This is a genomic window from Jeongeupia sp. HS-3, assembly GCF_015140455.1.
Taxonomy (GTDB): Bacteria; Pseudomonadota; Gammaproteobacteria; order Burkholderiales; family Chitinibacteraceae; genus Jeongeupia.
The window spans coordinates 3,066,150-3,089,476 of sequence record NZ_AP024094.1; the positions used below are offsets into that span (position 1 = coordinate 3,066,150).

Here is a 23,327-nt window from a genome sequence, read left to right on the forward strand (position 1 = left end):
AGTGAATCCAAGCGCACCGGCCCGCCGGCGCGCAGCTCCATTTCGGTCCGCCGCTGATGCGTGACCGCAGCCAGGAAAAACAATGTCCAAGCATGCACTGATCCAGCAATTGCAAGAACGTGGGCTGGTCGCCCAGGTTACCGATGTCATCGCCCTGGGCGACCTGCTCGATAGCGGTCCGGTCACGCTGTACTGCGGTTTCGACCCGACCGCCGACAGCCTGCATCTGGGCCATCTGGTGCCGGTGCTGGTGCTCAAGCGCTTCCAGCTCGCCGGCCACAAGCCGATCGCGCTGGTGGGCGGCGCCACCGGCATGATCGGCGATCCGAGCTTCAAGGCGACCGAGCGCAAGCTCAATACGCCCGACGTGATCGAGAGCTGGGTAGGGCGGATTCGCAAGCAGGTCGAGCCCTTCCTGTCGTTCGAAGGCAGCAATGCCGCGATCATGGCCAACAACCACGACTGGTTCGGCAAGATGAACGTGCTCGATTTCCTCCGCGACATCGGCAAGCACTTCTCGGTCAACGCGATGATCAAGAAGGAATCGGTGCAGCAGCGGCTCGATCGCGACGAATCGGGTATTTCGTTCACCGAATTCAGCTACAGCCTGTTGCAGGGCTACGATTTTGTCGAACTCAACCGCCAGCATGGCTGCCGCCTGCAGATCGGCGGTTCGGACCAGTGGGGCAACATCACCGCCGGCATCGATCTGACCCGCCGTAGCAACCAGCAGCAGGTGTTTGGCCTGACCTTGCCGCTGGTGACCAAATCCGACGGCACCAAGTTCGGCAAAACCGAAGGCGGCGCGATCTGGCTGGATCCGAAAAAGACCTCGCCGTACAAGTTCTACCAGTTCTGGCTCGGCACCGCCGATGCCGACGTGTACAAATTCCTGCGCTATTTCACCTTCATGTCGATGGACGAAATCGCCGCGATCGAAGCCGCCGATATGGCGCGCGACGGCAAGCCCGAGGGCCAGCGCATTCTGGCCGAGCAGGCGACGGCGCTGGTGCATGGCCAGGATGCGGTGGTGGCGGCGCAGCGGATTTCGCAATCCTTGTTCAGCGACAGCCTCGACGGCCTGACCGAGGATGATCTTGAGCAACTGGCGCTCGACGGCATGCCAACGGTGGGTCTGGCGCGCGATACCGGTTTGCTCGACGCCATCGTTGCCGGTGAGCTGGCCAAATCCAAGGCCGAAGCGCGCACCTTCATCACCAGCGGTGCGGTCGCGATCAACGGCGCCAAGGTTGGCGGTATCGACCATGCGATCAGCGATACCGAGCGCTTGTTCGGCCGCTATACGCTGCTGCGTCGGGGCAAGAAGAACTACAGCCTCATCCTTTGGCAAGATTAAGCAGCGATAAGCAGCGATCGATTCCGCGCGGCCGGCCTTGGGGCCGGCTTGCTGCTTTCTGCTAGGTATACGATGAAAAACGTTCTCAGCATCCAGTCCCACGTCGTCTACGGCCACGCCGGCAACAGCGCCGCGGTGTTTCCGATGCAGCGCTTGGGTGTTGAAGTCTGGCCGGTCAACACCGTGCAGTTCTCCAATCACACCCAGCATGGCCGCTGGGCCGGGCAGGCGCTGGCGCCATCGCAGATTACCGCGCTGGTCGACGGCATAGACGCGATCGGCGAGCTGCAACGCTGCGATGCGGTGTTGTCGGGCTATCTCGGTGCGCCCGAGCAGGCCGCCTACGTGATCGCGGCGGTGCGCAAGGTCAAGGCGGCCAATCCCCGGGCGATCTACCTGTGTGATCCGGTGATGGGCCATCCGGAGAAGGGCTGCGTGGTGCAGCCGGGCATCCAGCAGTATCTGGTCGAGCAGATGCCGGCGGTCGCCGACATCATGGCGCCGAATCATCTGGAGCTGGAAAAGCTCGCCGGCCGCGAGATCGACACTTTCGACGATGCGCTCGCCGCCTGCCGCGATCTGATCGCGCGCGGGCCGAAGGTCGTGCTGGTCAAGCACCTTGAATACGCCGGCAAACCGGCCGGTGTGTTCGAGATGCTGGTGGTGAGCGAAACCGAGGCATGGCGCGGCCGGCGGCCGTTGTATGCATTCGATCGCCAGCCGGTCGGCGTCGGCGATCTGACCTCGGGCGTATTTCTGGCGCGCTTGCTGCAGGGCGATAGCATCAAGGCGGCGTTCGAGCACACGCTGGCCGCGGTCGACGCGGTGCTGGCGCGCACGCACGCGGCTGGCGAATACGAGCTGCAACTGGTTGCCGCGCAGGATGAAATCGCCGCGCCGCCACGCCACTTCGCCGCGATTGCGGTTTGATGCCGCCGGTGTAAACAATGTCGCCTTGCCCTTGGGCGGCATTTTTCTTATATTGATGCATATAAAATACCTCTTTCGTCCGCGACTTGCACCGATGCGCAATCCTTTTTCCACCGAGACCGTTGGTTTTGATACGCCGATCGCCATGCTGATCGCCTGTCACGACCGCGTCCGCCATTACGCGGCCTTGCTGCCCAAGCTGGCCGAACATGTGAGCACGCACGGCGCCGATGCCGAGGCGGCGCGCGCGGCCGCGGCTGTCCTGCGTTATTTCGACGTCGCCGCACCGCTGCATCATCAGGACGAGGACGACTTGCTGTTTCCGCTGCTGCACGAGCGGGGCGACGAGGCCTTGCGTGGCGCGATCGATGAGCTTCACGCCGAACACGATGTGCTCGGCGCGCAGTGGCAAGCGCTGCGGCCGGCCTTGATTGCGCTGACCGAGGGCAGGGCGGCGACGCTGGGCGAGGACGCCGCACGGTGCTTTGCCAGCGACTACCCGGCGCACGCGGCGCGCGAAGAGCTAGAGGTCTATCCTTGTGTCGCTGTTTTGCTGAGCACCGGTGAACTCGCCGACATCGGTCGGCGCATGGCCGATCACCGCAGTACCCAACAGGTAAAAAAATGAATCGACTCTGGGATGCGCCGCACCGCGCGGCATTTTTCTTCGGCGGCGTCGGCGCGATTGCGGCGCTGTGCTGGTGGGCGGCCGAGATGGTGCTGCGGCTGCACGGCGAATCAACCCAATCGGCGGTGCCGGTGATGTGGTTGCACGCCGACCTGATGCTGTTCGGCTTTTTTCCGCTGTTCATGCTCGGCTTTATCTATACCGCCGGGCCGAAATGGCTCAATGTCGAGCCGCCGCCGCTGGCGGCATGGGCACCGGCGATTCTTGGCTACACCACCGGCACGCTGCTGCAGCTGATCGCGCTGCGCTGGCCGATGGCCTGGTCGCTCGGCGATGCGATGCACTGGATCGCCTGGGCCGGCGCGACGCTGCTGTGGATAGGACGGATACGCGCCAGCCGCGCTACGGACAAGAAGCACGCGACGGCGGTTGCCTTTGCCTTCGGCCTTGGCGCGATCGCGCTGGCAACGATGGTCGGCGTATCGTGGTTCGGCATCGCCGAGGCCTTCCAGCCGGCGGTGACGCTGGGCGTATGGGGCTTTCTGCTGCCGGTGTTCCTCGCCGTGTGTCACCGGATGGTGCCGTTCTTTTCGGCCAACGTGCTGCCCGGCTACACCGCGTGGCGGCCGGGCTGGCTGCTGGGGGCCTTTGTGCTGCTGTCGTGGGCGCACGGCGGCTTTGCGCTGATGCAGTTCAACCCGGTCGCCGTTGATACCTTGTTTGCCGGGCTGTTGCTGTACACCAGCTGGCGCTGGCGGCTGTTCGCATCGTTCAAAAACCGGCTGCTGGCGATGCTGCACGCCTCGTTCGCGTGGGCCGGCATTGGCTTGCTGCTGTTTGCCGTGCAAGGCATCACCACCGCACAGGGCGAACCGTGGTTCGTGTTCGCGCCGCTGCATGCGCTGACGATCGGCTTCTTCGCGACCATGCTGCTCGCCTTTGTGACCCGCGTGACCATGGGCCATTCGGGCCGGCCGCTACTGGTAAGCGGCATCGTCTGGAGCGCTTACTGGTTGCTGCACGGCGTCGCGCTGGCGCGGGTCGCCAGCGAAATTTGGCCGCAGGCGCAGTTTGCGCTGCACGCCGCGGCTGGGGTTGGCGCGTTGTTGGCCTTTGCCGTCTGGGGTGTCTCGTCGCTGCCTGTCTACCTGAAGGCGAGGGCAGACGGCAAGCCGGGCTGATCGCCGCCTAGTTCAAAAGAACTAGCCGACCCGCCCATTTCGAACGGCCGGCCCTGAGCCAATGGCGAATGGCCGACTTGTGCGGGCAGGACTACATTGCGTGCAATGGCCCCGTTGCCGGGGCGTATGTACTACCGTTCAAATCATGCGGGGCCTCAGCGCCCGGCCAACGGGGATAACGCAATGTCCAATGCCTTGATCAAACGCTGGGAGCCGGAAGATCCGGTTTTCTGGAAAGACACCGGATCATTGATTGCCAAGCGCAATCTGTGGATCTCGATTCCTTGCCTGCTACTGGCTTTCTCGTGCTCCATCGTCTGGAGCATCGTGGTGCTGAAAATGCCGCTGGCCGGCTTTTCGTATACCAAGGATCAGCTCTTCCTCTTGACGGCATTGCCGTCGCTGTCGGGGGCGACGCTGCGGATTTTCTACAGCTTCCTGCCGTCGATGATGGGCGGACGCAAGTGGACGACGATCTCGACCGCGTCCTTGCTGATCCCGGCGATCTGGCTCGGCTACGCGGTACAAGACCCGAGCACGCCGTATCCGGTGATGCTGATCATCGCGCTGCTGACCGGTTTCGGCGGCGGCAACTTCGCCAGCTCGATGGCCAATATCGCCTATTTCTTCCCGAAATCGCAAAAGGGTTACGCCAACGGCATGAACGCCGGCCTTGGCAACCTCGGCGTGTCGATCGCGCAGTTCGTGATGCCGCTGGCGATTACCGTCAGCATGTTCGGTGCTTTCGGCGGTAATCCACAGGCCTTGCCCGACGGCGGGCAGATCTGGCTGCAGAACGCGGCCTTTATCTGGGTTCCGTTCGTCGCCGTCGCGACCATTGCCGCCTGGTTCGGCATGAACGATCTGGCGTCGGCCAAGGCCTCGTTTACCGAGCAAGCGGTGATCTTCAAGCGCAAGCACAACTGGCTGATGTGCTGGCTGTATCTGGGCACCTTCGGCAGCTTCATCGGTTTCTCGGCCGGTTTCATGCTGCTGTCCAAAACCCAGTTCCCCGACGTCGATCCGACCAAGGTCGCCTTCATCGGCCCGCTGGTTGGTGCGCTGATCCGCCCCATTGGCGGTATGGTGTCGGACAAGCTCGGCGGCGCCCGCGTCACGCTCGGCATCTTCGTCGGCATGGTGATCGCGGTGCTCGGGGTGCTGTCCTTCCTGCCGGGCGCCAGCGGTGCCGGCAGCTTCATGGGCTTCTTCCTGTGCTTCCTGGCGCTGTTCCTGCTTTCGGGCATCGGTAACGGCTCGACCTACCGGATGATTCCGACGATCTTTTCGACCCTGGCCATGCGTGAAGCGCGCGGCAAGGATTCGACATCGATCAAGGCGGCCGAAGCCGACGGTGCGCGCGAATCTGCCGCTGCCGCGGGCTTCATCAGCGCGATCGGTGCCTACGGCGGCTTCATCATTCCGCAGACCTTCGGTTTCTCGATGAAGGCGACCGGCGCGGCCGAAGCGGCACTGTATGTGTTCATCGCCTTCTACCTGTCGTGCGCGGCGATTACCTGGTGGTACTTCGCCCGCAAGAACGCCGAGATGCCTTGCTGATCTTTGCGTGCCGACAAAAAACCCCGCTTAGCGGGGTTTTTTGTTTTCAAGGCGCCGTATCGAGCAGCGCCCGGTAATGCTCGGCAAACGGCGCGATCACCGCGAGCGGATCGTCGCCGACGTCGAGCAGCAGCGGCTCGGCCCAGTCCATGCCGCACAGGTGCGCGGTCTCGATCAGCGGCCGCATCAGCACTTCAGGGGCGGACCGGCCCCATCTGGGGCTGCCGTAACTGGCGACCACTTGCAGCGTCTTGCCGGCCAGCGGCTTGGGTTCGGCCAGCGCCCAGTCCGAGTCGAGCACCGTATCGAGCCAGTCTTTGAGCGCCGCCGGCGGCGCAAACCAGTACAGCGGAAACTGCAGCACCAGCCGCCGCGCGTGGCGACAGGCTTCGCGCTCATCGTCGACATCGAACGCGCCCTCGGCCACCAGGGTATCGACGTGATGCAGCGCGACATCGGCCGTTTCGGCCAGCATCTCGGCCAGTCGGGCGTGGACGACCGACGTTGCCAGATGCGGATGGGCGAGGATGACGAGATTTTGCATGGTGGTGTGTCCTTTGCGTTTCAACGGCCCGCCCGGATGCTCTTGTTGGGGAAAGCATCTACTCCATTCGGACTAGCCGCGCTAAGCCGATTGCGCCGCACCGCCTGATCGTGCGGCGAATGTTGCGCTCGTCATGCAGCTCGTATGCTCGGTTCATCCATAGAAGCGCCTTCGCGCGCTGACCAGAACCGCAACCGGAGGCAGCATGAGCCACTTTCTGGACCGACTGAAGTTCCTCTCCAAAACCCGCGATACCTTTGCCAATGGCCACGGCGCCGTCGTCAACGAAGACCGCAAGTGGGAGGACGGTTACCGCAATCGCTGGGCACACGACAAGGAAGTACGCTCGACCCACGGCGTCAACTGCACCGGCTCCTGTAGCTGGCGCATCTTCGTCAAGAACGGGCTGATCACCTGGGAAGTCCAGCAGACCGATTACCCGCGCACCCGCCCTGATCTGCCCAACCACGAACCGCGCGGCTGTCCGCGTGGCGCTTCCTATTCGTGGTACGTCTACTCGGCGCAGCGCGTCAAGTATCCGATGATCCGCGGCCGGCTGGCACGGATGTGGCGCGAAGCGCGCAAGACCCTCGATCCGATCGCCGCATGGGCGAGCATCGTTGAAGATCCGGCCAAATCGGCATCGTACAAATCGGTGCGCGGTCAGGGCGGTTTCGTTCGCACCGGCTGGGATGAAGTCACCGAACTGATCGCCGCGTCGAACGCCCATACGATCAAGAATTACGGCCCCGACCGCGTGATCGGCTTTTCGCCGATTCCGGCGATGTCGATGGTCAGCTACGCCGCTGGCGCGCGTTACCTTGGCCTGATCGGCGGCGTGCCGCTGTCGTTCTACGACTGGTACTGCGATCTGCCGCCGGCCAGCCCGCAAGTCTGGGGCGAGCAGACCGACGTGCCCGAATCGGCCGACTGGTACAACTCGACCTATCTGATGGTGTGGGGCTCGAACGTGCCGATGACGCGCACGCCGGACGCGCACTTCTATACCGAGGTGCGCTACAAGGGCACCAAGACCGTCGCCGTATCGAGCGACTTCGGCGAAATGGTCAAGTTCGGCGACCTGTGGATGGCGCCGAAGCAGGGCACCGACGCCGCGCTGGCGATGGCCATGGGCCATGTGGTGCTGAACGAATTCCACAAGACCGGCGCCTCGGACTACTTCCGCGACTACGGCAAGCAGTACACCGACTTCCCGATGCTGGTGACCTTGCGCGCCAAGGGCGACGGTTTTGTCGCCGACCACTTCCTGCGCGCCTCGCAACTGCCGGACAACCTCGGCGAAGCCAAGAACCCGGACTGGAAAACGGTGCTGATCGATGCCACCACCGGCGCGCTGACCGTGCCGAACGGCACCATCGGTTCGCGCTGGAACGAGTCCGAAGGCCGCAAGGGCAAGTGGAACCTGGAAATGAAGAACGTCGCCGACGGCGGCGAGATCGAGCCGCAGTTGTCGCTCAAGGGCGCGCACGACGAGGTCGCCTCGGTCGGTTTCGACTACTTCGGCGGTGAAGCCGAAGACCTGCTGTTCCGCAATGTCCCGGCCAAGCGCGTTCAGCTTGCCGACGGCTCGACCGTGCTGGTCGCCACCGTCTACGACCTGCTGCTCGCCAACTACGGCGTCGACAACGGCATGGGCGGCGCCAACGTCGCGACCTCGTATGCCGACGATGTGCCGTACACCCCGGCGTGGCAGGTCAAGCACACCGGCGTGCCGGCGATCGACGTCGAGACCGTCGCGCGCGAATTCGCCCAGAACGCCCACGACACCCACGGCAAGAGCATGGTGATCGTCGGCGCGGCGCTGAACCACTGGTTCCACAACGACATGACCTACCGCGGCATCATCAACCTGTTGATGATGTGCGGCTGCGTCGGCCAGAGCGGCGGTGGCTGGGCGCATTACGTCGGCCAGGAAAAGCTGCGGCCGCAACCGGGCTGGACGCCGCTGGCGTTCGCGCTCGACTGGCAGCGCCCGGCGCGGCAGATGAACGGCACCTCGTTCTTCTACGCCCACACCAGCCAGTGGCGGCACGAGCAGCTCTCGGTATCCGAGATCCTCGGCCCGAGCGCCAATGTCGACGCGTACAAGGACATGTCGCTGATCGACTTCAACGCCAAGGCCGAACGGATGGGCTGGCTGCCGAGCGCACCGCAGCTCGAAACCAACCCGTTCGACGTCGTCCGCCAGGCCGAAGCGCTTGGTCGCAACCCGGTCGAATTCGCCGCCGAACAGCTGAAATCCGGCGCGCTGAACATGAGCTGCGACGACCCGGACAACCCGAAGAACTTCCCGCGCAGCCTCTTCGTCTGGCGCTCGAACCTGCTCGGCAGCTCGGGCAAGGGCCACGAGTACTTCCTCAAGTATTTGCTCGGCACGCAGAACGCGGTGTTCTCCGATGAAAACGACGCGATCACCCCGTCCGAAATCAAGGTGCGCCCGGCGGCCGAAGGCAAGCTCGACCTGCTGACGGTGCTCGACTTCCGCATGAGCACGACCTGTTTGTACGGCGACATCGTGCTGCCGACGGCGACGTGGTACGAGAAGGACGATCTCAACACCTCGGACATGCACCCCTTCATCCACCCGCTGTCCGAAGCGGTGCAGCCGCTGTGGCAGTCGAAAACCGACTGGGAAATCTACAAGGCGATCGCCAAGAAGTTCACCGAGATCGCCGGCCCCTACCTCGGTGTGCAGAAGGATCTGGTGCTGACGCCGCTGATGCACGACAGCCCGGGTGAAATGGGCCAGCCGTTTGCGCCTAAGGACTGGAAGAAGGGCGAGTGCGAGCTGATTCCGGGCAAGACCGCGCCGAACATGACCGTGGTCGAGCGTGATTACAACCGCATTTACGAGAAGTTCACCACCATCGGCCCCTTGCTGAAGAACGTGAACAACGGCGGCAAGGGCATCTTCTGGCAGACCGGCAGCGAAATCGACGAGCTGGCCGCGCTGAACGGCGTGGCCGCCAACGGCCAGCCGAAGCTGGAAACCGCGATCGACGCCGCCGAAATGATCCTGACGCTGGCGCCGGAAACCAACGGCCATGTGTCGGTGAAGTCGTGGGCGGCGCTGTCCGAAGTGACCGGCCGCGATCACACCCATCTGGCTGTGGGGCGCGAGCACGACAAGATCCGCTTCCGCGATGTGCAGGCGCAGCCGCGCAAGATCATTTCGTCGCCGACGTGGTCGGGGCTTGAGTCCGAAGAAGTCAGCTACAACGCCGGCTACACCAATGTGCACGAGATGATCCCTTGGCGCACGCTGACCGGCCGCCAGCAGTTCTATCAGGATCACCGCTGGATGCTCGACTTTGGCGAGGGCTTTGCCGTCTACAAGCCGGCGATCGATCTGAAAACCGTCGCGCCGATGCTGGGTCGCAAGCCCAATGGCGAAGAGGAAATCGTCCTCAACTTCATCACGCCGCACCAGAAGTGGGGCATCCACTCGACCTACTCCGACAACCTGCGGATGCTGACGCTGAGCCGTGGCGGCCCGCACGTGTGGCTGTCGGAAATCGACGCGAAAAAGGCCGGCATCGAGGACAACGACTGGATCGAGGTGTTCAACGTCAACGGCACGCTGACTGCCCGCGCCGTGGTCAGCCAGCGTGTACCGGAAGGGATGACGCTGATGTACCACGCGCAGGAAAAGATCATCAACGTGCCGGGCGCCGAGCAGAGCGGCAAGCGCGGCGGCATCCACAACTCGGTGACGCGCACCGTGATCAAGCCGACGCACATGATCGGCGGCTACGCCCAGCAGGCCTACGGCTTCAACTACTACGGCACCGTCGGCGCCAACCGCGACGAATTCGTGATCATTCGCAAGATGAAGAACGTCGACTGGCTGGAAGGTCCGCTCCAAGGAGAAAAAGCATGAAGATTCGCGCCCAGGTAGCGATGGTGCTCAACCTCGACAAGTGCATCGGCTGCCATACCTGTTCGGTGACGTGCAAGAACGTCTGGACCAGCCGTGACGGCGTCGAGTACGCCTGGTTCAACAACGTCGAGACCAAACCCGGTATCGGCTACCCGAAGGAATGGGAGAACCAGAAGAAGTGGAAAGGCGGCTGGAAACGGCTTCCGAACGGCAAGCTCGTACCGCGTCAGGGCGGCAAGCTGCGGATTCTGGCGAGCATGTTCGCCAACCCCAACCTGCCGGAAATCGACGATTACTACGAGCCGTTCACCTTCGATTACGACCGCTTGCAGAACGCACCCGAAGTCGAAACCCCGCCAACGGCGCGGCCGATCTCGGTGATCACCGGCAAGAAGATGGACAAGATCAACTGGGGTCCGAACTGGGAAGACGACCTCGGCGGCGAGTTCGCCAAGCGCTCCAAGGATCAGCTGTTCGAGGATGTGCAGAAGGAGATGTACTCGACCTTCGAGAACACCTTCATGATGTATCTGCCGCGGCTGTGCGAGCACTGCCTGAACCCGTCCTGTGTCGCCTCGTGCCCGTCGGGCTCGGTCTACAAGCGCGAGGACGACGGCATCGTGCTGGTCGATCAGGACAAGTGCCGCGGCTGGCGCATGTGCGTGTCGGGCTGCCCGTACAAGAAGATTTACTACAACTGGCAGAGCGGCAAGGCCGAGAAGTGCACCTTCTGCTTCCCGCGTATCGAAGCCGGCCAGCCGACGGTGTGCTCGGAATCGTGCGTCGGCCGGATCCGCTACCTCGGCGTGATTCTGTACGACGCCGACATGATCGAAGAAGCCGCCGGTGTTGCCGATGAAAAAGACCTGTACGCGGCGCAACTGAAGGTCTTCCTCGACCCGCATTCGCAGGCGGTGATCGACGAGGCCCGCGTTCAGGGCATTCCCGAATCGTGGCTGACCGCGGCGGCGAAATCGCCGGTCTACAAGATGGCGGTGGAATGGAAGGTCGCCTTCCCGCTGCATCCGGAATACCGCACCTTGCCGATGGTCTGGTACATCCCGCCGCTGTCGCCGATCCAGTCGGCGGCCGAACGCGGCCTGATGAACAGCAAGGGCGTGCTGCCCGATGTCAGCGAGCTGCGCATCCCGGTCAAGTATCTCGCCAACCTGCTGACCGCCGGCGATGAAGCGCCGGTGCTGTCGGCGCTGGAACGGATGCTGGCGATGCGCGTGTACATGCGCGGCAAGTCGGTGCACGGCAGCGAGGACATCAACGTGCTCAAGCAGGTCGGCCTGACCAAGGCTCAGGTCGAGGACATGTATCACATCATGGCGATCGCCAATTACGAAGACCGTTTCGTGATTCCGAGCAGCCACAAGGAAGAGGTCGAAGACAGCTTCAACGACAAGGCGGCCTGTGGCTTTACCTTCGGCAACGGCTGCTCCGGCGGCACCTCGCCCGAAGGGCTGTTTGGCGCGCGCAAGGAAGGCTCGGTGATCTTTGTCGATATGCCCAAATCGCGCAAACCGAAGGAGGCGTGAACCATGACTGATACCCTGCATTTTCGCGTGCTCTCGGCACTGCTGCAGTACCCGGAGGCCGAGCTGATCGCCGCCTTGCCCGAGCTCGAAGCCGCGCTGGCGCAAGCGCCGGGTGGCATGCGCATCACGCTGGCGCCGTTGCTCGCGCATCTGGCCGGCGGTGATCTGATCGCCGCGCAGGAAAGCTATGTGGCGACGTTCGACCGTTCGCGCGGCCACTCGCTGCATCTGTTCGAGCACATCCACGGCGAAAGCCGCGAGCGTGGTCCGGCGCTGGTCGATCTGATGAACGCCTATCGCGGCCAAGGTTTCGACGTGAACGCCAACGAGCTGCCCGACTACCTGCCGCTGTTTCTGGAGTTCCTCGGCAGCGTCGATGCGGCCACCGCCGAGGATTTCCTCAACGAGGCGGTGCATGTGATCGCGGTGCTCGGCGACCGGCTCGGCGAAGCCGCCAGCCCCTACGCCTGCGCGATGAACGCGCTGGTGTCGCTGGCCACGGTAGCGATCAAGCCGCTGGTCGCGCCGCCGATCCGCGACATGGACGAAATGCTCGAAACCTTCGGCCCCGGTGCCGACGGCGCCGAGCCGCTGTTGTCGCAGACGGCCGGCCCGCAGCCGGTCAAGTTCTATCCGCGCGCCAGCGCCTAGGAGAGCCCATCATGAGTTATCTGCATCATTTCGTCTTCGGGATTTACCCGTACATCGGTCTGGCGATCTTCCTGTTCGGCAGCCTGGTGCGCTTCGATCGCGAGCAGTACACGTGGAAGAGCGATTCAAGCCAGTTGATCGACCGCCGCCTGCTGCATGCCGGTTCCTACCTGTTCCATATCGGCGTGCTCGGCGTGTTCTTCGGCCATCTGGTCGGCCTGCTCACGCCGCTGGCGATCTGGGATGCGCTCGGCGTCAGCCACGGTGCCAAGCAGCTGCTGGCGATGGTCGCCGGCGGCATCTTCGGCGGCATGGGGCTGATCGGCGTGCTGATCCTGATCTACCGGCGCTGGAGCAGCGAGCGGCTGCGCGCGATCACCACCTGGCGCGACAAGCTGACGCTGGGCTGGATCGCCGTGACCCTGGTGCTGGGGCTGTCGACGATCGTCGTCTCCAAGGATCACCTCGACGGCCACATGATGACGTTGTTCATGGAATGGGCGCAGCGCATCGTCACCTTCCGTGGTGATGCGGCGGGCTATATCGTCGACGCGCCGGGGATCTTCAAGCTGCACATCTTCATGGGCATGACGCTGTTCGTGATCTTCCCGTTCACCCGGTTGGTGCATGTGTGGAGCGGCTTTGGCGCTGCCGGTTACGTGACGCGGGCTTGGCAGTTGGTGCGGCCGCGCGGTTGAGCGTTGCCTGCCATGTAGAAAGGAGGGCGCCTGCGGGCGCTCTTTTTTTTGCGTTGGCGGGTGGGGTAAAGCTAAGGCTAAGCGCCTGCGGCGCGGATAAATGCCTTGATGCCGGTTCCGCCCGGCGGACGGGATACTTTCTTTTGCTTCGCCAAAAGAAAGTATCCAAAGAAAAGGCGACCCCGCATCCGCGCCCCTTCGGGGTTCCCTGCGCTGCGCGCCAAACGCGGCGGGGTCCTGAACTCGCCCTGCGGGCTCAGACAGCCAGGCCCCGAAACCCCGCGTCCGGCTGTGCTGCTCGGCGCTACTGAGGGGATCGGGGCGGTATGCCACCGGCAGTGAACAAACACACTGCAAACCCGTTGCGGTGAAAAGTGCACCGCTTTTCATCCCGTTCGCCAGCGCCGAGGAGTGGAGCGAGACGAGCCGGTTTCATGGCTTGGCTCGCGACCGATCGAGGGTAGCCCGGAGGGCCGTAGGGCGCGGTCACGCCAAAGCTTAGCGGCTTTGCCGCTTAGCGACGCGCGATGCAGCGCACGCCGTTGGGGTGAAGGGGGCTTTGGCGAGACAAAGCTCCCTTCTCGTCTGCGCGGCGGAACGCGCATGCAACGCTTTTACCTGCGCCGCAGGCGCTGATCGCTGATGCTTGTGGCAAGGGCGGGTCTAAATTGAAACCACACCCACGACGCCGGAGAACGTCATGAGCACCAGCATCGGCCAATACCTGCTGCAACGATTGCATGACGAAGGCGTGCGCCACGTCTTCGGGGTGCCCGGCGACTACATCCTGCGCTGGTATCAACAGCTCTCGCAGAGCGAGCTGATCCAGGTCGGCACCACGCGTGAAGACACCGCGGCCTTCGCCGCCGACGCCTATGCGCGCGTGCACGGCCTCGGGGCGCTGGCGGTGACCTACGGCGTCGGTGCGCTGTCGGTCGTCAACGCCGTCGCCGGCGCGGCGGCCGAGTCGTCGCCGGTGGTGGTGATCTCGGGCGCGCCCGGGGTGGTCGAACAGCGTGAACGCCCGCTCCTGCATCACCGCTTCGGGCCGTTCCACTTTCAGCGCGAGATTTTCGAGCGGCTCACCTGCTACGCCGCGGTGCTCGACGACCCGCTCTTGGCGGCGCGGCAGATCGATCGGGCACTGGCGGCGGCGCGGCGTTACAGCAAGCCGGTGTATCTAGAACTGCCGCGCGACCGCGTCGATACGGTGATCCATCTGCAGCCCGAATGCCTGCTCGACGACGATGGCAGCGATCCCGGCGCGCTGGCCGAGGCGGTCGCCGAAACCGTGGCGCTGCTCGGCGGCGCCGAGCGCGGCGCCATGCTGGCCGGGGTCGAGTTGCACCGTTACCGGCAGCAGGACGCGCTGGCGGCGCTGGTCGACAAGCTGCGCTGGCCGGTCGCCGCAACCCTGTCGGGCAAGTCGGTGATCGCCGAACATCATCCGGCGTATCTGGGCATTTACGAGGGGGCGATGGGCGGCGATTACGCGCGCGGCGTGATCGAGGGGGCCGACATCCTGCTGCTGCTTGGTTCGGCGCTGAACGATGTCGACCTCGGCGTATTCACCGCCAAGCTCGACGCGCGGCACATGATTCAGGCCAGCGGCGGCGAGGTTTGCGTTCGCCATCACCGCTATCCCAATGTGCGGCTCGCCGATTTTGTCGCCGCCCTCGTTGCCGCCTTGCCTGAACACCACACCGAATGGCCGCCGCACAATCTGCCGCTGGCGGCGCCGGGCTTTCCCGAGCCGGCCGCAGCGATGAGCGTGACGCGGCTGATCGGCCGGCTCAACGACACCTTGCCCGACGACATGATCGTCGTCTCCGATACCGGCGACTGCCTGTTCGCGTCGCTCGAATTACGCACGCATCCGCGCACCGGCTTTCTCGCCTCGGCGTTCTACACCACGATGGGCTTCGCGGTGCCGGCGGCGCTTGGCGCGCAGCTGGGCAGTGGCCTGCGACCGCTGGTGCTGGTCGGCGACGGCGCGTTCCAGATGACCGGCACCGAGCTGTCGACCGCCGCGTGGCTGGGGCTGAACCCGGTGGTGATCGTGTTCGACAACGCCGGTTACAGTACCGAGCGTTTCATTCTCGACGGCCCGTTCAACGACATTGCGCCGTGGCGCTTCGACGCGCTGGCCGGGGTGTTCGGGCCGATGTACGCATTCACCGCCGACGGCGAAGAGGCGTTCGACGCGGCGTGGCAGCATGCGCTGGCCAACGCCGACCGGCCGACCCTGATCGCGGTAAAACTGGCCGCCGATGATCCGTCGGCGGCGATGCGCCGGCTTGGCGAATCGCTCGGCAAAACCGTCAAGGGAGGCTGAATGCCGGCACGCAGCGAATATCTGGACTGGCTGATCGACGAGCTGGCGCCGCTGGGGACGATCCGCGCCAAATCGATGTTCGGCGGCTGGGGGCTGTATTGCGACGAAGCCTTTTTCGCCATCGTCGACGCCGATACGCTCTACCTGAAGGCCGATGACGCCAACCGCGCCGCCTTCGTCGCCGAAGGCGTGGCACCGTTCAGCTACGCGGTGCGCGGCAAGACCCAGACGATGTCGTATTACAGCCTGCCCGATGCCGCGCTCGACGACAGCGCCGTGCTGCTGGCTTGGGCGAAGCTGGGCTTCGAGGCGGCACTACGGGCGCGGGCAAAGTCCTTGCGTGCTTAATGTGTGCCGATTCACCGGGCTTGAGGCTTTCATCTACCTTATCGTGTGGCAGTGAATGCAGAAAGCGATCGGCCTGCACCGGCACTCACGCGGTCTTTCGGGTGCTGTCGCGCTCGGGGGCACGTCGGCGCGCCCCTTCCCGTGGGGGGCAAACTGTTGGAGAATCGGGATTAATTACCTCCAACTTCCCGCCTGCAAGCGGGCTTAGCTATGCGCCAGGTTACCGTTACCCGCAATACCCTCGAAACCCAGATCACCGTTTCGATCAATCTCGACGGCACCGGCCAGTCCAAGTTCGACACCGGCGTCCCGTTTTTCGAGCACATGCTCGACCAGATCGCCCGCCATGGCCTGATCGATATCGACGTCAAGGCCGTTGGCGATCTGCATATCGACGCTCACCACACGGTTGAGGATGTCGGCATCACCTTCGGTCAGGCCTTCGCCAAGGCCGTCGGCGACAAGAAAGGCATCCGCCGCTACGGCCATGCCTACGTGCCGCTGGATGAAGCCTTGAGCCGCGTCGTCGTCGACCTGTCCGGTCGCCCCTGTCTGGAATACGACTGCGAATACACCCGCGCAATGATCGGCGGTTTCGATGTCGACCTGTTCGGCGAATTCTTCCGCGGTTTCGTCAACCACGCGGCGATCAGCCTGCATATCGATAACCTGAAGGGCAAGAACGCTCACCATCAGGCCGAAACCATTTTCAAGGCACTGGGCCGCGCGCTGCGCATGGCGGTCGAGCACGATGAACGCATGGTCGGCATTACCCCGTCGACCAAGGGCACGCTGGTAGGCTGATATGCAAAAAATCGCCATCGTCGATTACGGCATGGGCAACCTGCACTCGGTGACCAAGGCCTTCGAGCTGGTCGCCGCCGGGCAGGCCGAAGTGGTGCTGAGCGCCGATCCGGCCGTGATATCCAGCGCCGACAAGGTGGTGTTTCCGGGCCAGGGCGCCATGCCCGATTGCATGCGCCATCTGCAAGAATCCGGCCTCAAGGCAGAAGTGCTCAAGGCCGCCGCCGATCGGCCCTTCCTGGGAATCTGCGTCGGCGCGCAACTGCTGTTTGCCCGCAGCGAAGAAGGCCCGACCGACTGTCTGGGCGTCTTCTCGGGCGAGGTCGTGCGCTTTCCGCCGGAAAAAATGCATGATGCCGCCGGCAACAAGCTCAAAGTGCCGCATATGGGCTGGAACGAGATGTTCATCAAGCGCGCCCATCCGCTGTGGAATGGCATTCTTGACGGCGAACGGTTTTATTTCGTCCATAGTTACCACTTCGCCGGTGCCGACGACCTCGCGGTGATCGAGTCGGCGTATCCTTACCGTTTTGCCGCTGCGGTTGCGCGAGACAACATTTTCGCCATCCAGTGTCACCCCGAGAAATCGGCGGCGGCCGGTCTCAAGCTGCTGAAGAATTTCGTGGGCTGGGATGGCCGCCAGTAGGAGATTGCCGTGAAGTCCTTGCCTCTATGGCTGCGTGAGTCGTGCAGGCTGTCTTTTATGACCGTCGGTGCGCTGGCGCTGGTTTTGCAGGTGATGGCACTTCTTGGTATGCCTTCGCAAATGAACTACCTCGCTTTTTTTGCCGTATATTTTTCATTTAGTGCCCTGGCCGCATCTCTGCGCGCCAAGTCGTCCCAAACTTCGACAACTCATTCGTAATCGTCATCATGCTGATCATTCCTGCTATCGACCTCAAAGACGGCCAGTGCGTTCGCCTGCGCCAGGGTGAAATGACCGACGCCACGGTCTTCTCCGACGACCCGGCAAGCTTCGTCAGTCACTGGCTTGGCCAGGGCGCGCGGCGCATGCACCTTGTCGATCTCAACGGCGCATTCGCCGGCAAGCCAAAGAATCTTGATGCGGTCAAACGCATCATCAAGGCGATCGACGGCGAAGTGCCGATCCAGCTGGGCGGTGGCATTCGCAATCTCGACACCATCGAAATGTATCTCGATGCCGGCATCGACTACGTGATCATCGGTACTGCCGCGGTCAAGCAGCCGGGCTTCTTGCACGAGGCGTGCGACGCGTTTCCGGGCCACATCATCGTTGGCCTCGATGCCAAGGATGGCAAGGTCGCGACCGACGGTTGGGCCAAGGTCACCGACCATGATGTCGTCGATCTGGCGAAGCGCTTTGAAGGCTACGGCGTTGAAAGCGTGATCTACACCGATATCGGCCGCGACGGCATGCTCTCGGGCGTGAACATCGAAGCGACGGTGAAGCTGGCGCAAGCGCTGCGGATTCCGGTGATTGCCTCGGGTGGTCTGACCGATCTGGACGATGTGCGCAAACTGGTCGAAGTCGAAGCCGAGGGCATCGAGGGCGTGATTACCGGTCGCGCCATCTACGAAGGCACGATCGACTTCAAGGCGGCGCAGGAACTCGCCGACGGCCCGACCGAAGCCGTGGAAGCCTGATGCCGCTTGCCAAACGCATCATCCCTTGCCTTGACGTGACCGCCGGTCGCGTCGTCAAGGGCGTCAATTTTGTCGGTCTGCGCGACGCCGGTGATCCGGTCGAGATCGCCAAGAAGTACGACGCGCAGGGCGCCGACGAGCTGACCTTCCTGGATATCACCGCCAGCTCGGACGACCGCGATCTGATCCTGCACGTGATCGATGCGGTCGCCAGCCAAGTGTTCATTCCGCTGACCGTTGGCGGCGGCGTGCGCAAGGTCGAAGACGTGCGGCGGCTCCTGAACGCCGGCGCCGACAAGGTGTCGATCAATACCACCGCGGTGAGCAATCCCGAGGTGGTCGAGGCCGCGGCGAGCAAGTTCGGCAGTCAGGCGATCGTCGTGGCGATCGATGCCAAGGCGGTCGACGCCAGCAATACCCGCTGGGAAATCTTTACCCACGGCGGCCGCCGGCCCACCGGGCTGGATGCGGTCGAGTGGGCGATCAGGATGCAGCAACTGGGCGCCGGTGAAATCCTGCTGACCAGCATGGATAGAGATGGCACCAAGATTGGCTTCAACCTGCCGCTGACGCGCGCGGTGTCCGATGCCGTGGATATTCCGGTGATCGCCTCGGGCGGCGTCGGCAATCTGCAGCATCTGGTCGACGGTGTCATCGACGGTCACGCCGATGCGGTATTGGCGGCGTCGATCTTCCATTTTGGCGAGTACACGGTACGTCAGGCCAAGGAAGCGATGCGCGCGGCCGGGATCGAGGTGAGGCTGTGAGCTGGCTCGATGAAATCAAGTGGGACGACAAAGGCCTGGTGCCGGTGATCGCCCAGGATGCGCAAACCGGCCGGGTGCTGATGTTCGCCTACGCCAACCGCGACGCGGTGGCGCTGACCGCCGAACATGGTACCGCCCACTACTGGACCCGCTCGCGCCAGAAGCTGTGGCACAAGGGCGAGGAGAGCGGTCATTTTCAGCATGTGCTGGAAATTCGTCTCGATTGCGATGGCGATGTGCTGATCTATGTGATCGAGCAGGATGGTGGCATCGCCTGCCATACCGGCCGCGAGAGCTGCTTCTTCCGTGTGCTCAACAACGGCGAGTGGGAAACGGTCGATCCGGTGTTGAAAGACCCCGCGGCGATTTACCACACGCATCACTGAGCGTCTGCTCGTGACCGACAGGCCGGTTTCCGGCCTGTTTTCTTTTGTACCTTTTACCCTGGCGCCGATTTCTGCCACGCCAGTGTCACCAAACGGCAATATAATTGCCGCTAAATCACGCGATTTTCCGAGGCTCTACATGGTTTCCACCGAGATTCTTGAACGCCTGTCGGCCACGCTCGCCAGCCGCCGCGATGCCGATCCGTCGACGTCCTACGTCGCCAAGCTTTTTCACAAGGGCCAGGAAGCGATCCTGAAAAAAGTCGGCGAAGAGTCGTTCGAAGTGGTGATGGCCGCCAAGGATGGCGACAAGCTGCACCTGGTGCGCGAAGTCGCCGATCTGTGGTTCCACACGCTGGTGCTGCTCGCCCACGAGGGCTTGAGCCACGAGGATGTGCTGGCCGAGCTGGCGCGCCGCGAGGGTATCTCGGGCATCGATGAAAAAGCGGCTCGCCCCAGGGGCTGAGACAGGAGAAGACAAGCATGAGCGATTGCATTTTCTGCAAGCTGGCCAGCGGCGAGTTTCCGTCGAACAAGATTTACGAGGACGACGACATTCTGGCGTTCCACGACCTGCATCCGGTTGCGCCGGTGCATTTTCTGGTGGTGCCGAAGATTCATATCGAATCTCTGGCCCACGCCGAGGTCGAACACCAGGCGCTACTGGGGAAAATGATGCTGGTTGCGGCGCGTGTCGCCACCGAACAGGGGCTCGAGAGCGGGTTCCGCACCATCATCAATACCGGCGCCGGTGGCGGCCAGAGCGTGTTTCACCTGCACTTGCACGTGATCGGCGGCAAGAAGTTGCCGACCAACATCACCGAACTCAGCACCCACTAATTCAGTATCTATTTTCGGAGAGTATTTCATGGGTTCCTTCAGCATCTGGCATTGGCTTATCGTGCTGGTCATCGTCGTGCTGGTGTTCGGCACCAAGCGACTCGGCAATATCGGCAAGGATCTGGGCTCGGCCGTACGCGGTTTCAAGGACGGTATCCGCGAAGGCGAGGCCGAGAAGACCGAGGCGAAAGACGTGCCGTCCGAATCCGGCCGCGTGATCGACGTGGTTGAAAAAGACAAGCGCTAAGCCGTGTTCGACGTCAGTCTCGGAGAACTTGCCGTCATCGGCGCCGTGGCGCTGGTGGTGATCGGGCCGGAGCGCCTGCCCACGGTTGCGCGCACCGTTGGCGCGCTGATCGGGCGCGGCCAGCGCTTTGTATCCAGCGTGAAGGCCGATCTCGAGCGCGAGGTGCGTGCCAGCGAGCTGATGCAGATCGAGGCCGAGTTGCGCGCCGAGGGTGATGCGCTCAGGCAGACGATACAGGCGCCAATGGCCGAGCTGCGTGAAACGCTGGCCGATACCCAGGCGACGCTGAGCGGAGCGGGGGCGCTTTCGCCAGCGTCGGCAAGCGGTGATGCCGTACCGACACCGATCGAGCCGGCTGCAGCACCAGCTACCGAGGCGCCTGCGTCCGATACACCCGGGCACGACGAACGTCAGCTCGATCTGCTTTTTGCTGAAACCAATGCGCTGCCGCCACCCGCGTCCGATCGCCGCTGATACCCCTCTATGAATGCTGCCGATTTTCAACCGCTGCTGGCCCATCTGATCGAATTGCGCAACCGGCTGGTACGCGCCGGTCTTGTGTTTCTGCTCGGTTTTGGTGTGAGTTTCGCTTTTTCTGCCCAGCTCTACGATCTGATCGTGGCGCCGCTGACGCACGTACTGCCGGGGCAAAAGCTGGTGTCGATCGGCATCGCCACGCCGTTTCTGGTGCAGGTGAAGATCGCCGCATTGGTCGCCTTCATTGCGACCCTGCCGCACACGCTGTATCAGGTCTGGGCGTTTATCGCGCCGGGGCTGTATACCCACGAAAGAAAGCTGATCGTGCCGCTGATCTTTGCCTCGACGCTGCTTTTCCTTGTCGGGATGGCGTTCGCGTATTTCCTGGTCTTTGGCGTTGTCTTCCAGTTCATCGCCTCGGTGGTGCCAACCTCGATGCAATGGCTGCCTGATTCGGGCGAGTACCTCGATTTCATCTTTGGCATGTTCATCGCCTTTGGCATGACCTTCGAGGTGCCGGTGGCGATTGTCGTGCTGGTTTACCTCAACATCGTCAGCGTTGCCCAGCTTGTTGCCTGGCGGCCGTACGTGATCGTTGGCGCGTTCGTCATTGCCGCCGTGGTTACGCCGCCGGATGTGTTGTCGCAATGCCTGCTGGCCATCCCGCTATGGCTGCTGTACGAGCTCGGCTGCGTTATTGCCCGGCTTATTTCTCCTCGCTCGCCCATTCCTGCCTGAGTACCCATGCTTCGTGTTTTTCAGATTCTGCTCTTTATGCTTGCCGCGATTCCTTGCGGTATTCCTTTCCGCTATCCGCCCAATCCGGTATTTCCGTCCGAACTCGCGGCCTACGCGCTAGCGACCTTGCTGATCCTCGCCGTCGCCGGGCTGCCAACACGGCGTAACGAGCGCACCAGCCTGCCATGGATGTCTACCGTCTGGCTGGGCCTGGCTGCGGTGCTGGCGCTGCAATGCGTGGTGACGACGGTGCCTTACTGGTCCGAGTACACCATTCCGATGCTGTACATGGTGACCGCCGGCCTGTCGGTGTGGGCGCTGGCGCGGGCGCGTGACGAGTTCGGCGCGGCGCCGCTGGTGCAGGCGCTGGCGTGGGGGCTGGTGGCCGGAGCTTTGTTCAATTCGGCGATCGCCGTCGAACAGATCTACCAGTTGATCAAGTTCGGCCCGCGACTGATTTTCGGCCATATCGGCCAGAAGAATATGTACGGCCATTATCTGGCGTGGGGCTTTGCTTCGGTGATGTGGCTGGCGGCGACGGGCAAAATGCCGCGCTGGCTGACCGTGACACTGGCGCTGTGGTTCTCGCTGTCGATGGCCTATTGCGGCTCGCGCTCGCCCTTCCTGTACGCGGTGGCGTGGCTGGTGTTCGGGCTGCTGCTGGCGTTCCGCCAGAACGATGTCGTGCGCAGGCTCGGTCGCAATCTGATGATCGCCGGCGCACTGATCATCGCGATGCAGTTCATCGCGCCGCTGATCAACGACGTGCTCGGCAGCCTGCTGCATACCAAGAACGAAGTGCCGACCGGTCTGGACCGGCTCGATTCCAACGGCGCGCGCCGCTTGGTCGAATGGCACAAGGCCTGGCTGACCTTCCAGGCGCATCCGCTGCTCGGCGTCGGCTGGGGCGAGTACCCGGCCTATGGCGTGGCCTTGCAGGTGCAGCCCGAATTCGCCAAGGTGGTCGAAAGCGTGCTGTTCACCCACGCGCACAACTCGCTGTTGAACCTGATGGCCGAGACCGGCATCGCCGGCACCGCGGTGGTAGTGATCGCGATCCTCGCCGCCTTCCTGGGCTTATGGTCGCGTCGTGACGACGACGTGGCAATGTTCGCCGCCGCGCTGGTGGCGGTGTCGATTTTGCACAGTCTGGTCGAATATCCGCTGTGGTATTACCACTTCTTCGGGCCGTTTGCGCTGATGCTGTTTCTGGCTTTCGATGCCGCCCCGCGCAAGGGCATCAAGACCTCGCGCCTCGGCTTTGCCGCCTACGGCATCGCTTCGCTCGCCATCGCGGTGTTCGGCGGGATGACGTATCTGAAGATCTATCCGATCATCGATCCGAGCGACAATGTCGCGACCAACGAGCGCAATCTCAAGACGCTGGGCGAGTTGCGCAACAACCCGCTGGTCGACTTCTACGCCGATTACGCGCTGTCAAACTACATCACCGCCAGTGGCGAGAACATGGCCTGGAAGCTAGGCATCCTCGACCGGCTCAACGCGGTGCGCCCTTATCCTGGGCAGTTGTCCGATGCGGCGATCATGCATGCAATGCAGGGTGAAGCCGAACTGGCACAGACGCTGATGCGCCAAGCGGCATTCGCCTACCCGGAAAGCCTCGACTACTTCCGCGACGAGCTGGCACGCTTCCCCAAGGATGCCAAGGTGCAGGCACTGGCCAAGCCGGTGGGTGAGGCCGAGCTCATGTTTGGCAAGCAGCCGCACGACGGCGAGTGATCGCACTCAGTAAAATCTTGCTGGC

The 23,327-nt window shown here is 63.2% G+C and carries 24 protein-coding genes; 23 read left to right on the plus strand and 1 reads right to left on the minus strand.

What is annotated here, in order from left to right:
- The first annotated feature begins 82 nt into the window (after nt 1–82).
- The 5 genes from tyrS (at nt 83) to JLC71_RS14780 (ending at nt 5,656) form a co-directional block, all read left to right on the plus strand.
- On the plus strand, nt 83–1,357 hold the full coding sequence (gene tyrS / locus JLC71_RS14760; RefSeq protein ID WP_200916277.1) for a tyrosine--tRNA ligase: 1,275 nt from the start codon (nt 83–85) through the stop codon (nt 1,355–1,357).
- Between the two features lie 72 nt (nt 1,358–1,429).
- On the plus strand, nt 1,430–2,287 hold the full coding sequence (pdxY, locus tag JLC71_RS14765; RefSeq protein ID WP_200916279.1) for a pyridoxal kinase PdxY: 858 nt from the start codon (nt 1,430–1,432) through the stop codon (nt 2,285–2,287).
- 94 nt (nt 2,288–2,381) lie between these two features.
- Nucleotides 2,382–2,915, plus strand: coding sequence for a hemerythrin domain-containing protein (locus tag JLC71_RS14770; protein WP_200916281.1), 534 nt, complete (start codon nt 2,382–2,384; stop codon nt 2,913–2,915).
- Complete coding sequence (locus tag JLC71_RS14775) at nt 2,912–4,096, plus strand: NnrS family protein (protein ID WP_200916283.1); 1,185 nt, start codon at nt 2,912–2,914, stop codon at nt 4,094–4,096. Before JLC71_RS14770 ends, JLC71_RS14775 begins: the two co-directional genes overlap by 4 nt.
- Before the next feature lie 183 nt (nt 4,097–4,279).
- On the plus strand, nt 4,280–5,656 hold the full coding sequence (locus JLC71_RS14780; RefSeq protein ID WP_200916285.1) for a NarK family nitrate/nitrite MFS transporter: 1,377 nt from the start codon (nt 4,280–4,282) through the stop codon (nt 5,654–5,656).
- A 46-nt stretch (nt 5,657–5,702) separates the two neighbouring features.
- Here JLC71_RS14780 and JLC71_RS14785 read toward each other — a convergent pair whose 3' ends face one another.
- A complete protein-coding gene (locus JLC71_RS14785) occupies nt 5,703–6,200 on the minus strand; it encodes an NAD(P)H-dependent oxidoreductase (RefSeq protein ID WP_200916288.1) in 498 nt (165 codons plus the stop codon).
- A gap of 205 nt (nt 6,201–6,405) precedes the next feature.
- Here JLC71_RS14785 and JLC71_RS14790 point away from each other — a divergent pair, with 205 nt between their 5' ends.
- The 18 genes from JLC71_RS14790 (at nt 6,406) to JLC71_RS14875 (ending at nt 23,302) form a co-directional block, all read left to right on the plus strand.
- Nucleotides 6,406–10,101 (plus strand): nitrate reductase subunit alpha, encoded by a 3,696-nt coding sequence (locus JLC71_RS14790; protein WP_200916290.1) that lies wholly within the window; start codon nt 6,406–6,408, stop codon nt 10,099–10,101.
- Nucleotides 10,098–11,645 (plus strand): nitrate reductase subunit beta, encoded by a 1,548-nt coding sequence (gene narH / locus JLC71_RS14795; RefSeq protein WP_200916292.1) that lies wholly within the window; start codon nt 10,098–10,100, stop codon nt 11,643–11,645. Before JLC71_RS14790 ends, narH begins: the two co-directional genes overlap by 4 nt.
- A 3-nt stretch (nt 11,646–11,648) precedes the next feature.
- Nucleotides 11,649–12,296 carry a nitrate reductase molybdenum cofactor assembly chaperone gene (narJ, locus tag JLC71_RS14800; RefSeq protein WP_200916294.1) on the plus strand — a complete coding sequence of 216 codons (648 nt, stop codon included), beginning with the start codon at nt 11,649–11,651 and terminating at the stop codon, nt 12,294–12,296.
- An 11-nt stretch (nt 12,297–12,307) separates the two neighbouring features.
- Nucleotides 12,308–12,994, plus strand: coding sequence for a respiratory nitrate reductase subunit gamma (narI, locus tag JLC71_RS14805; protein ID WP_200916295.1), 687 nt, complete (start codon nt 12,308–12,310; stop codon nt 12,992–12,994).
- Between the two features lie 700 nt (nt 12,995–13,694).
- Nucleotides 13,695–15,329, plus strand: coding sequence for an alpha-keto acid decarboxylase family protein (locus JLC71_RS14810; RefSeq protein ID WP_200916297.1), 1,635 nt, complete (start codon nt 13,695–13,697; stop codon nt 15,327–15,329).
- A complete protein-coding gene (locus JLC71_RS14815) occupies nt 15,330–15,677 on the plus strand; it encodes a TfoX/Sxy family protein (RefSeq protein ID WP_200916299.1) in 348 nt (115 codons plus the stop codon).
- A 210-nt stretch (nt 15,678–15,887) separates the two neighbouring features.
- A complete protein-coding gene (gene hisB, locus JLC71_RS14820; RefSeq protein ID WP_200916301.1) occupies nt 15,888–16,481 on the plus strand; it encodes an imidazoleglycerol-phosphate dehydratase HisB in 594 nt (197 codons plus the stop codon).
- 1 nt (nt 16,482) lies between these two features.
- Nucleotides 16,483–17,127, plus strand: coding sequence for an imidazole glycerol phosphate synthase subunit HisH (gene hisH, locus JLC71_RS14825; RefSeq protein WP_200916303.1), 645 nt, complete (start codon nt 16,483–16,485; stop codon nt 17,125–17,127).
- 9 nt (nt 17,128–17,136) lie between these two features.
- The gene (locus JLC71_RS14830; protein WP_200916305.1) at nt 17,137–17,346 is read left to right on the plus strand and encodes a hypothetical protein; all 210 of its coding nucleotides are present in this window, start codon (nt 17,137–17,139) and stop codon (nt 17,344–17,346) included.
- 8 nt (nt 17,347–17,354) lie between these two features.
- Nucleotides 17,355–18,107, plus strand: coding sequence for a 1-(5-phosphoribosyl)-5-[(5-phosphoribosylamino)methylideneamino]imidazole-4-carboxamide isomerase (hisA, locus tag JLC71_RS14835; RefSeq protein WP_200916307.1), 753 nt, complete (start codon nt 17,355–17,357; stop codon nt 18,105–18,107).
- Entirely contained in the window at nt 18,107–18,874 is a 768-nt protein-coding gene (gene hisF, locus JLC71_RS14840; protein WP_200916309.1) for an imidazole glycerol phosphate synthase subunit HisF, read from the plus strand. The genes hisA and hisF overlap by 1 nt, the downstream gene beginning before the upstream one ends.
- A complete protein-coding gene (gene hisI, locus JLC71_RS14845) occupies nt 18,871–19,260 on the plus strand; it encodes a phosphoribosyl-AMP cyclohydrolase (protein WP_200916311.1) in 390 nt (129 codons plus the stop codon). The genes hisF and hisI overlap by 4 nt, the downstream gene beginning before the upstream one ends.
- 139 nt (nt 19,261–19,399) lie before the next feature.
- Nucleotides 19,400–19,726, plus strand: a complete 327-nt coding sequence (locus tag JLC71_RS14850) for a phosphoribosyl-ATP diphosphatase (protein WP_200916313.1) — start codon at nt 19,400–19,402, stop codon at nt 19,724–19,726.
- A 17-nt stretch (nt 19,727–19,743) separates the two neighbouring features.
- Nucleotides 19,744–20,100 carry a histidine triad nucleotide-binding protein gene (locus tag JLC71_RS14855; protein ID WP_200916315.1) on the plus strand — a complete coding sequence of 119 codons (357 nt, stop codon included), beginning with the start codon at nt 19,744–19,746 and terminating at the stop codon, nt 20,098–20,100.
- Between the two features lie 28 nt (nt 20,101–20,128).
- Nucleotides 20,129–20,347, plus strand: coding sequence for a Sec-independent protein translocase subunit TatA (tatA, locus tag JLC71_RS14860; RefSeq protein WP_200916317.1), 219 nt, complete (start codon nt 20,129–20,131; stop codon nt 20,345–20,347).
- 3 nt (nt 20,348–20,350) lie between these two features.
- Nucleotides 20,351–20,821, plus strand: a complete 471-nt coding sequence (locus JLC71_RS14865; RefSeq protein ID WP_200916319.1) for a Sec-independent protein translocase subunit TatA/TatB — start codon at nt 20,351–20,353, stop codon at nt 20,819–20,821.
- Between the two features lie 9 nt (nt 20,822–20,830).
- Nucleotides 20,831–21,562, plus strand: coding sequence for a twin-arginine translocase subunit TatC (gene tatC, locus JLC71_RS14870; protein WP_200916321.1), 732 nt, complete (start codon nt 20,831–20,833; stop codon nt 21,560–21,562).
- A gap of 6 nt (nt 21,563–21,568) precedes the next feature.
- The gene (locus JLC71_RS14875; protein WP_200916324.1) at nt 21,569–23,302 is read left to right on the plus strand and encodes a PglL family O-oligosaccharyltransferase; all 1,734 of its coding nucleotides are present in this window, start codon (nt 21,569–21,571) and stop codon (nt 23,300–23,302) included.
- The last annotated feature ends 25 nt before the right edge of the window (nt 23,303–23,327 follow it).

What these genes read in the sequence shown, in the direction of transcription:
- tyrS (WP_200916277.1), top strand. Translation starts at nt 83, where the DNA reads ATGTCCAAGCATGCACTGATCCAGCAATTGCAAGAACGTGGGCTGGTC.
- pdxY (WP_200916279.1), top strand. Translation starts at nt 1,430, where the DNA reads ATGAAAAACGTTCTCAGCATCCAGTCCCACGTCGTCTACGGCCACGCC.
- JLC71_RS14770 (WP_200916281.1), top strand. Translation starts at nt 2,382, where the DNA reads ATGCGCAATCCTTTTTCCACCGAGACCGTTGGTTTTGATACGCCGATC.
- JLC71_RS14775 (WP_200916283.1), top strand. Translation starts at nt 2,912, where the DNA reads ATGAATCGACTCTGGGATGCGCCGCACCGCGCGGCATTTTTCTTCGGC.
- JLC71_RS14780 (WP_200916285.1), top strand. Translation starts at nt 4,280, where the DNA reads ATGTCCAATGCCTTGATCAAACGCTGGGAGCCGGAAGATCCGGTTTTC.
- JLC71_RS14785 (WP_200916288.1), bottom strand. Translation starts at nt 6,200, where the DNA reads ATGCAAAATCTCGTCATCCTCGCCCATCCGCATCTGGCAACGTCGGTC.
- JLC71_RS14790 (WP_200916290.1), top strand. Translation starts at nt 6,406, where the DNA reads ATGAGCCACTTTCTGGACCGACTGAAGTTCCTCTCCAAAACCCGCGAT.
- narH (WP_200916292.1), top strand. Translation starts at nt 10,098, where the DNA reads ATGAAGATTCGCGCCCAGGTAGCGATGGTGCTCAACCTCGACAAGTGC.
- narJ (WP_200916294.1), top strand. Translation starts at nt 11,649, where the DNA reads ATGACTGATACCCTGCATTTTCGCGTGCTCTCGGCACTGCTGCAGTAC.
- narI (WP_200916295.1), top strand. Translation starts at nt 12,308, where the DNA reads ATGAGTTATCTGCATCATTTCGTCTTCGGGATTTACCCGTACATCGGT.
- JLC71_RS14810 (WP_200916297.1), top strand. Translation starts at nt 13,695, where the DNA reads ATGAGCACCAGCATCGGCCAATACCTGCTGCAACGATTGCATGACGAA.
- JLC71_RS14815 (WP_200916299.1), top strand. Translation starts at nt 15,330, where the DNA reads ATGCCGGCACGCAGCGAATATCTGGACTGGCTGATCGACGAGCTGGCG.
- hisB (WP_200916301.1), top strand. Translation starts at nt 15,888, where the DNA reads ATGCGCCAGGTTACCGTTACCCGCAATACCCTCGAAACCCAGATCACC.
- hisH (WP_200916303.1), top strand. Translation starts at nt 16,483, where the DNA reads ATGCAAAAAATCGCCATCGTCGATTACGGCATGGGCAACCTGCACTCG.
- hisA (WP_200916307.1), top strand. Translation starts at nt 17,355, where the DNA reads ATGCTGATCATTCCTGCTATCGACCTCAAAGACGGCCAGTGCGTTCGC.
- hisF (WP_200916309.1), top strand. Translation starts at nt 18,107, where the DNA reads ATGCCGCTTGCCAAACGCATCATCCCTTGCCTTGACGTGACCGCCGGT.
- JLC71_RS14850 (WP_200916313.1), top strand. Translation starts at nt 19,400, where the DNA reads ATGGTTTCCACCGAGATTCTTGAACGCCTGTCGGCCACGCTCGCCAGC.
- JLC71_RS14855 (WP_200916315.1), top strand. Translation starts at nt 19,744, where the DNA reads ATGAGCGATTGCATTTTCTGCAAGCTGGCCAGCGGCGAGTTTCCGTCG.
- tatA (WP_200916317.1), top strand. Translation starts at nt 20,129, where the DNA reads ATGGGTTCCTTCAGCATCTGGCATTGGCTTATCGTGCTGGTCATCGTC.
- tatC (WP_200916321.1), top strand. Translation starts at nt 20,831, where the DNA reads ATGAATGCTGCCGATTTTCAACCGCTGCTGGCCCATCTGATCGAATTG.
- JLC71_RS14875 (WP_200916324.1), top strand. Translation starts at nt 21,569, where the DNA reads ATGCTTCGTGTTTTTCAGATTCTGCTCTTTATGCTTGCCGCGATTCCT.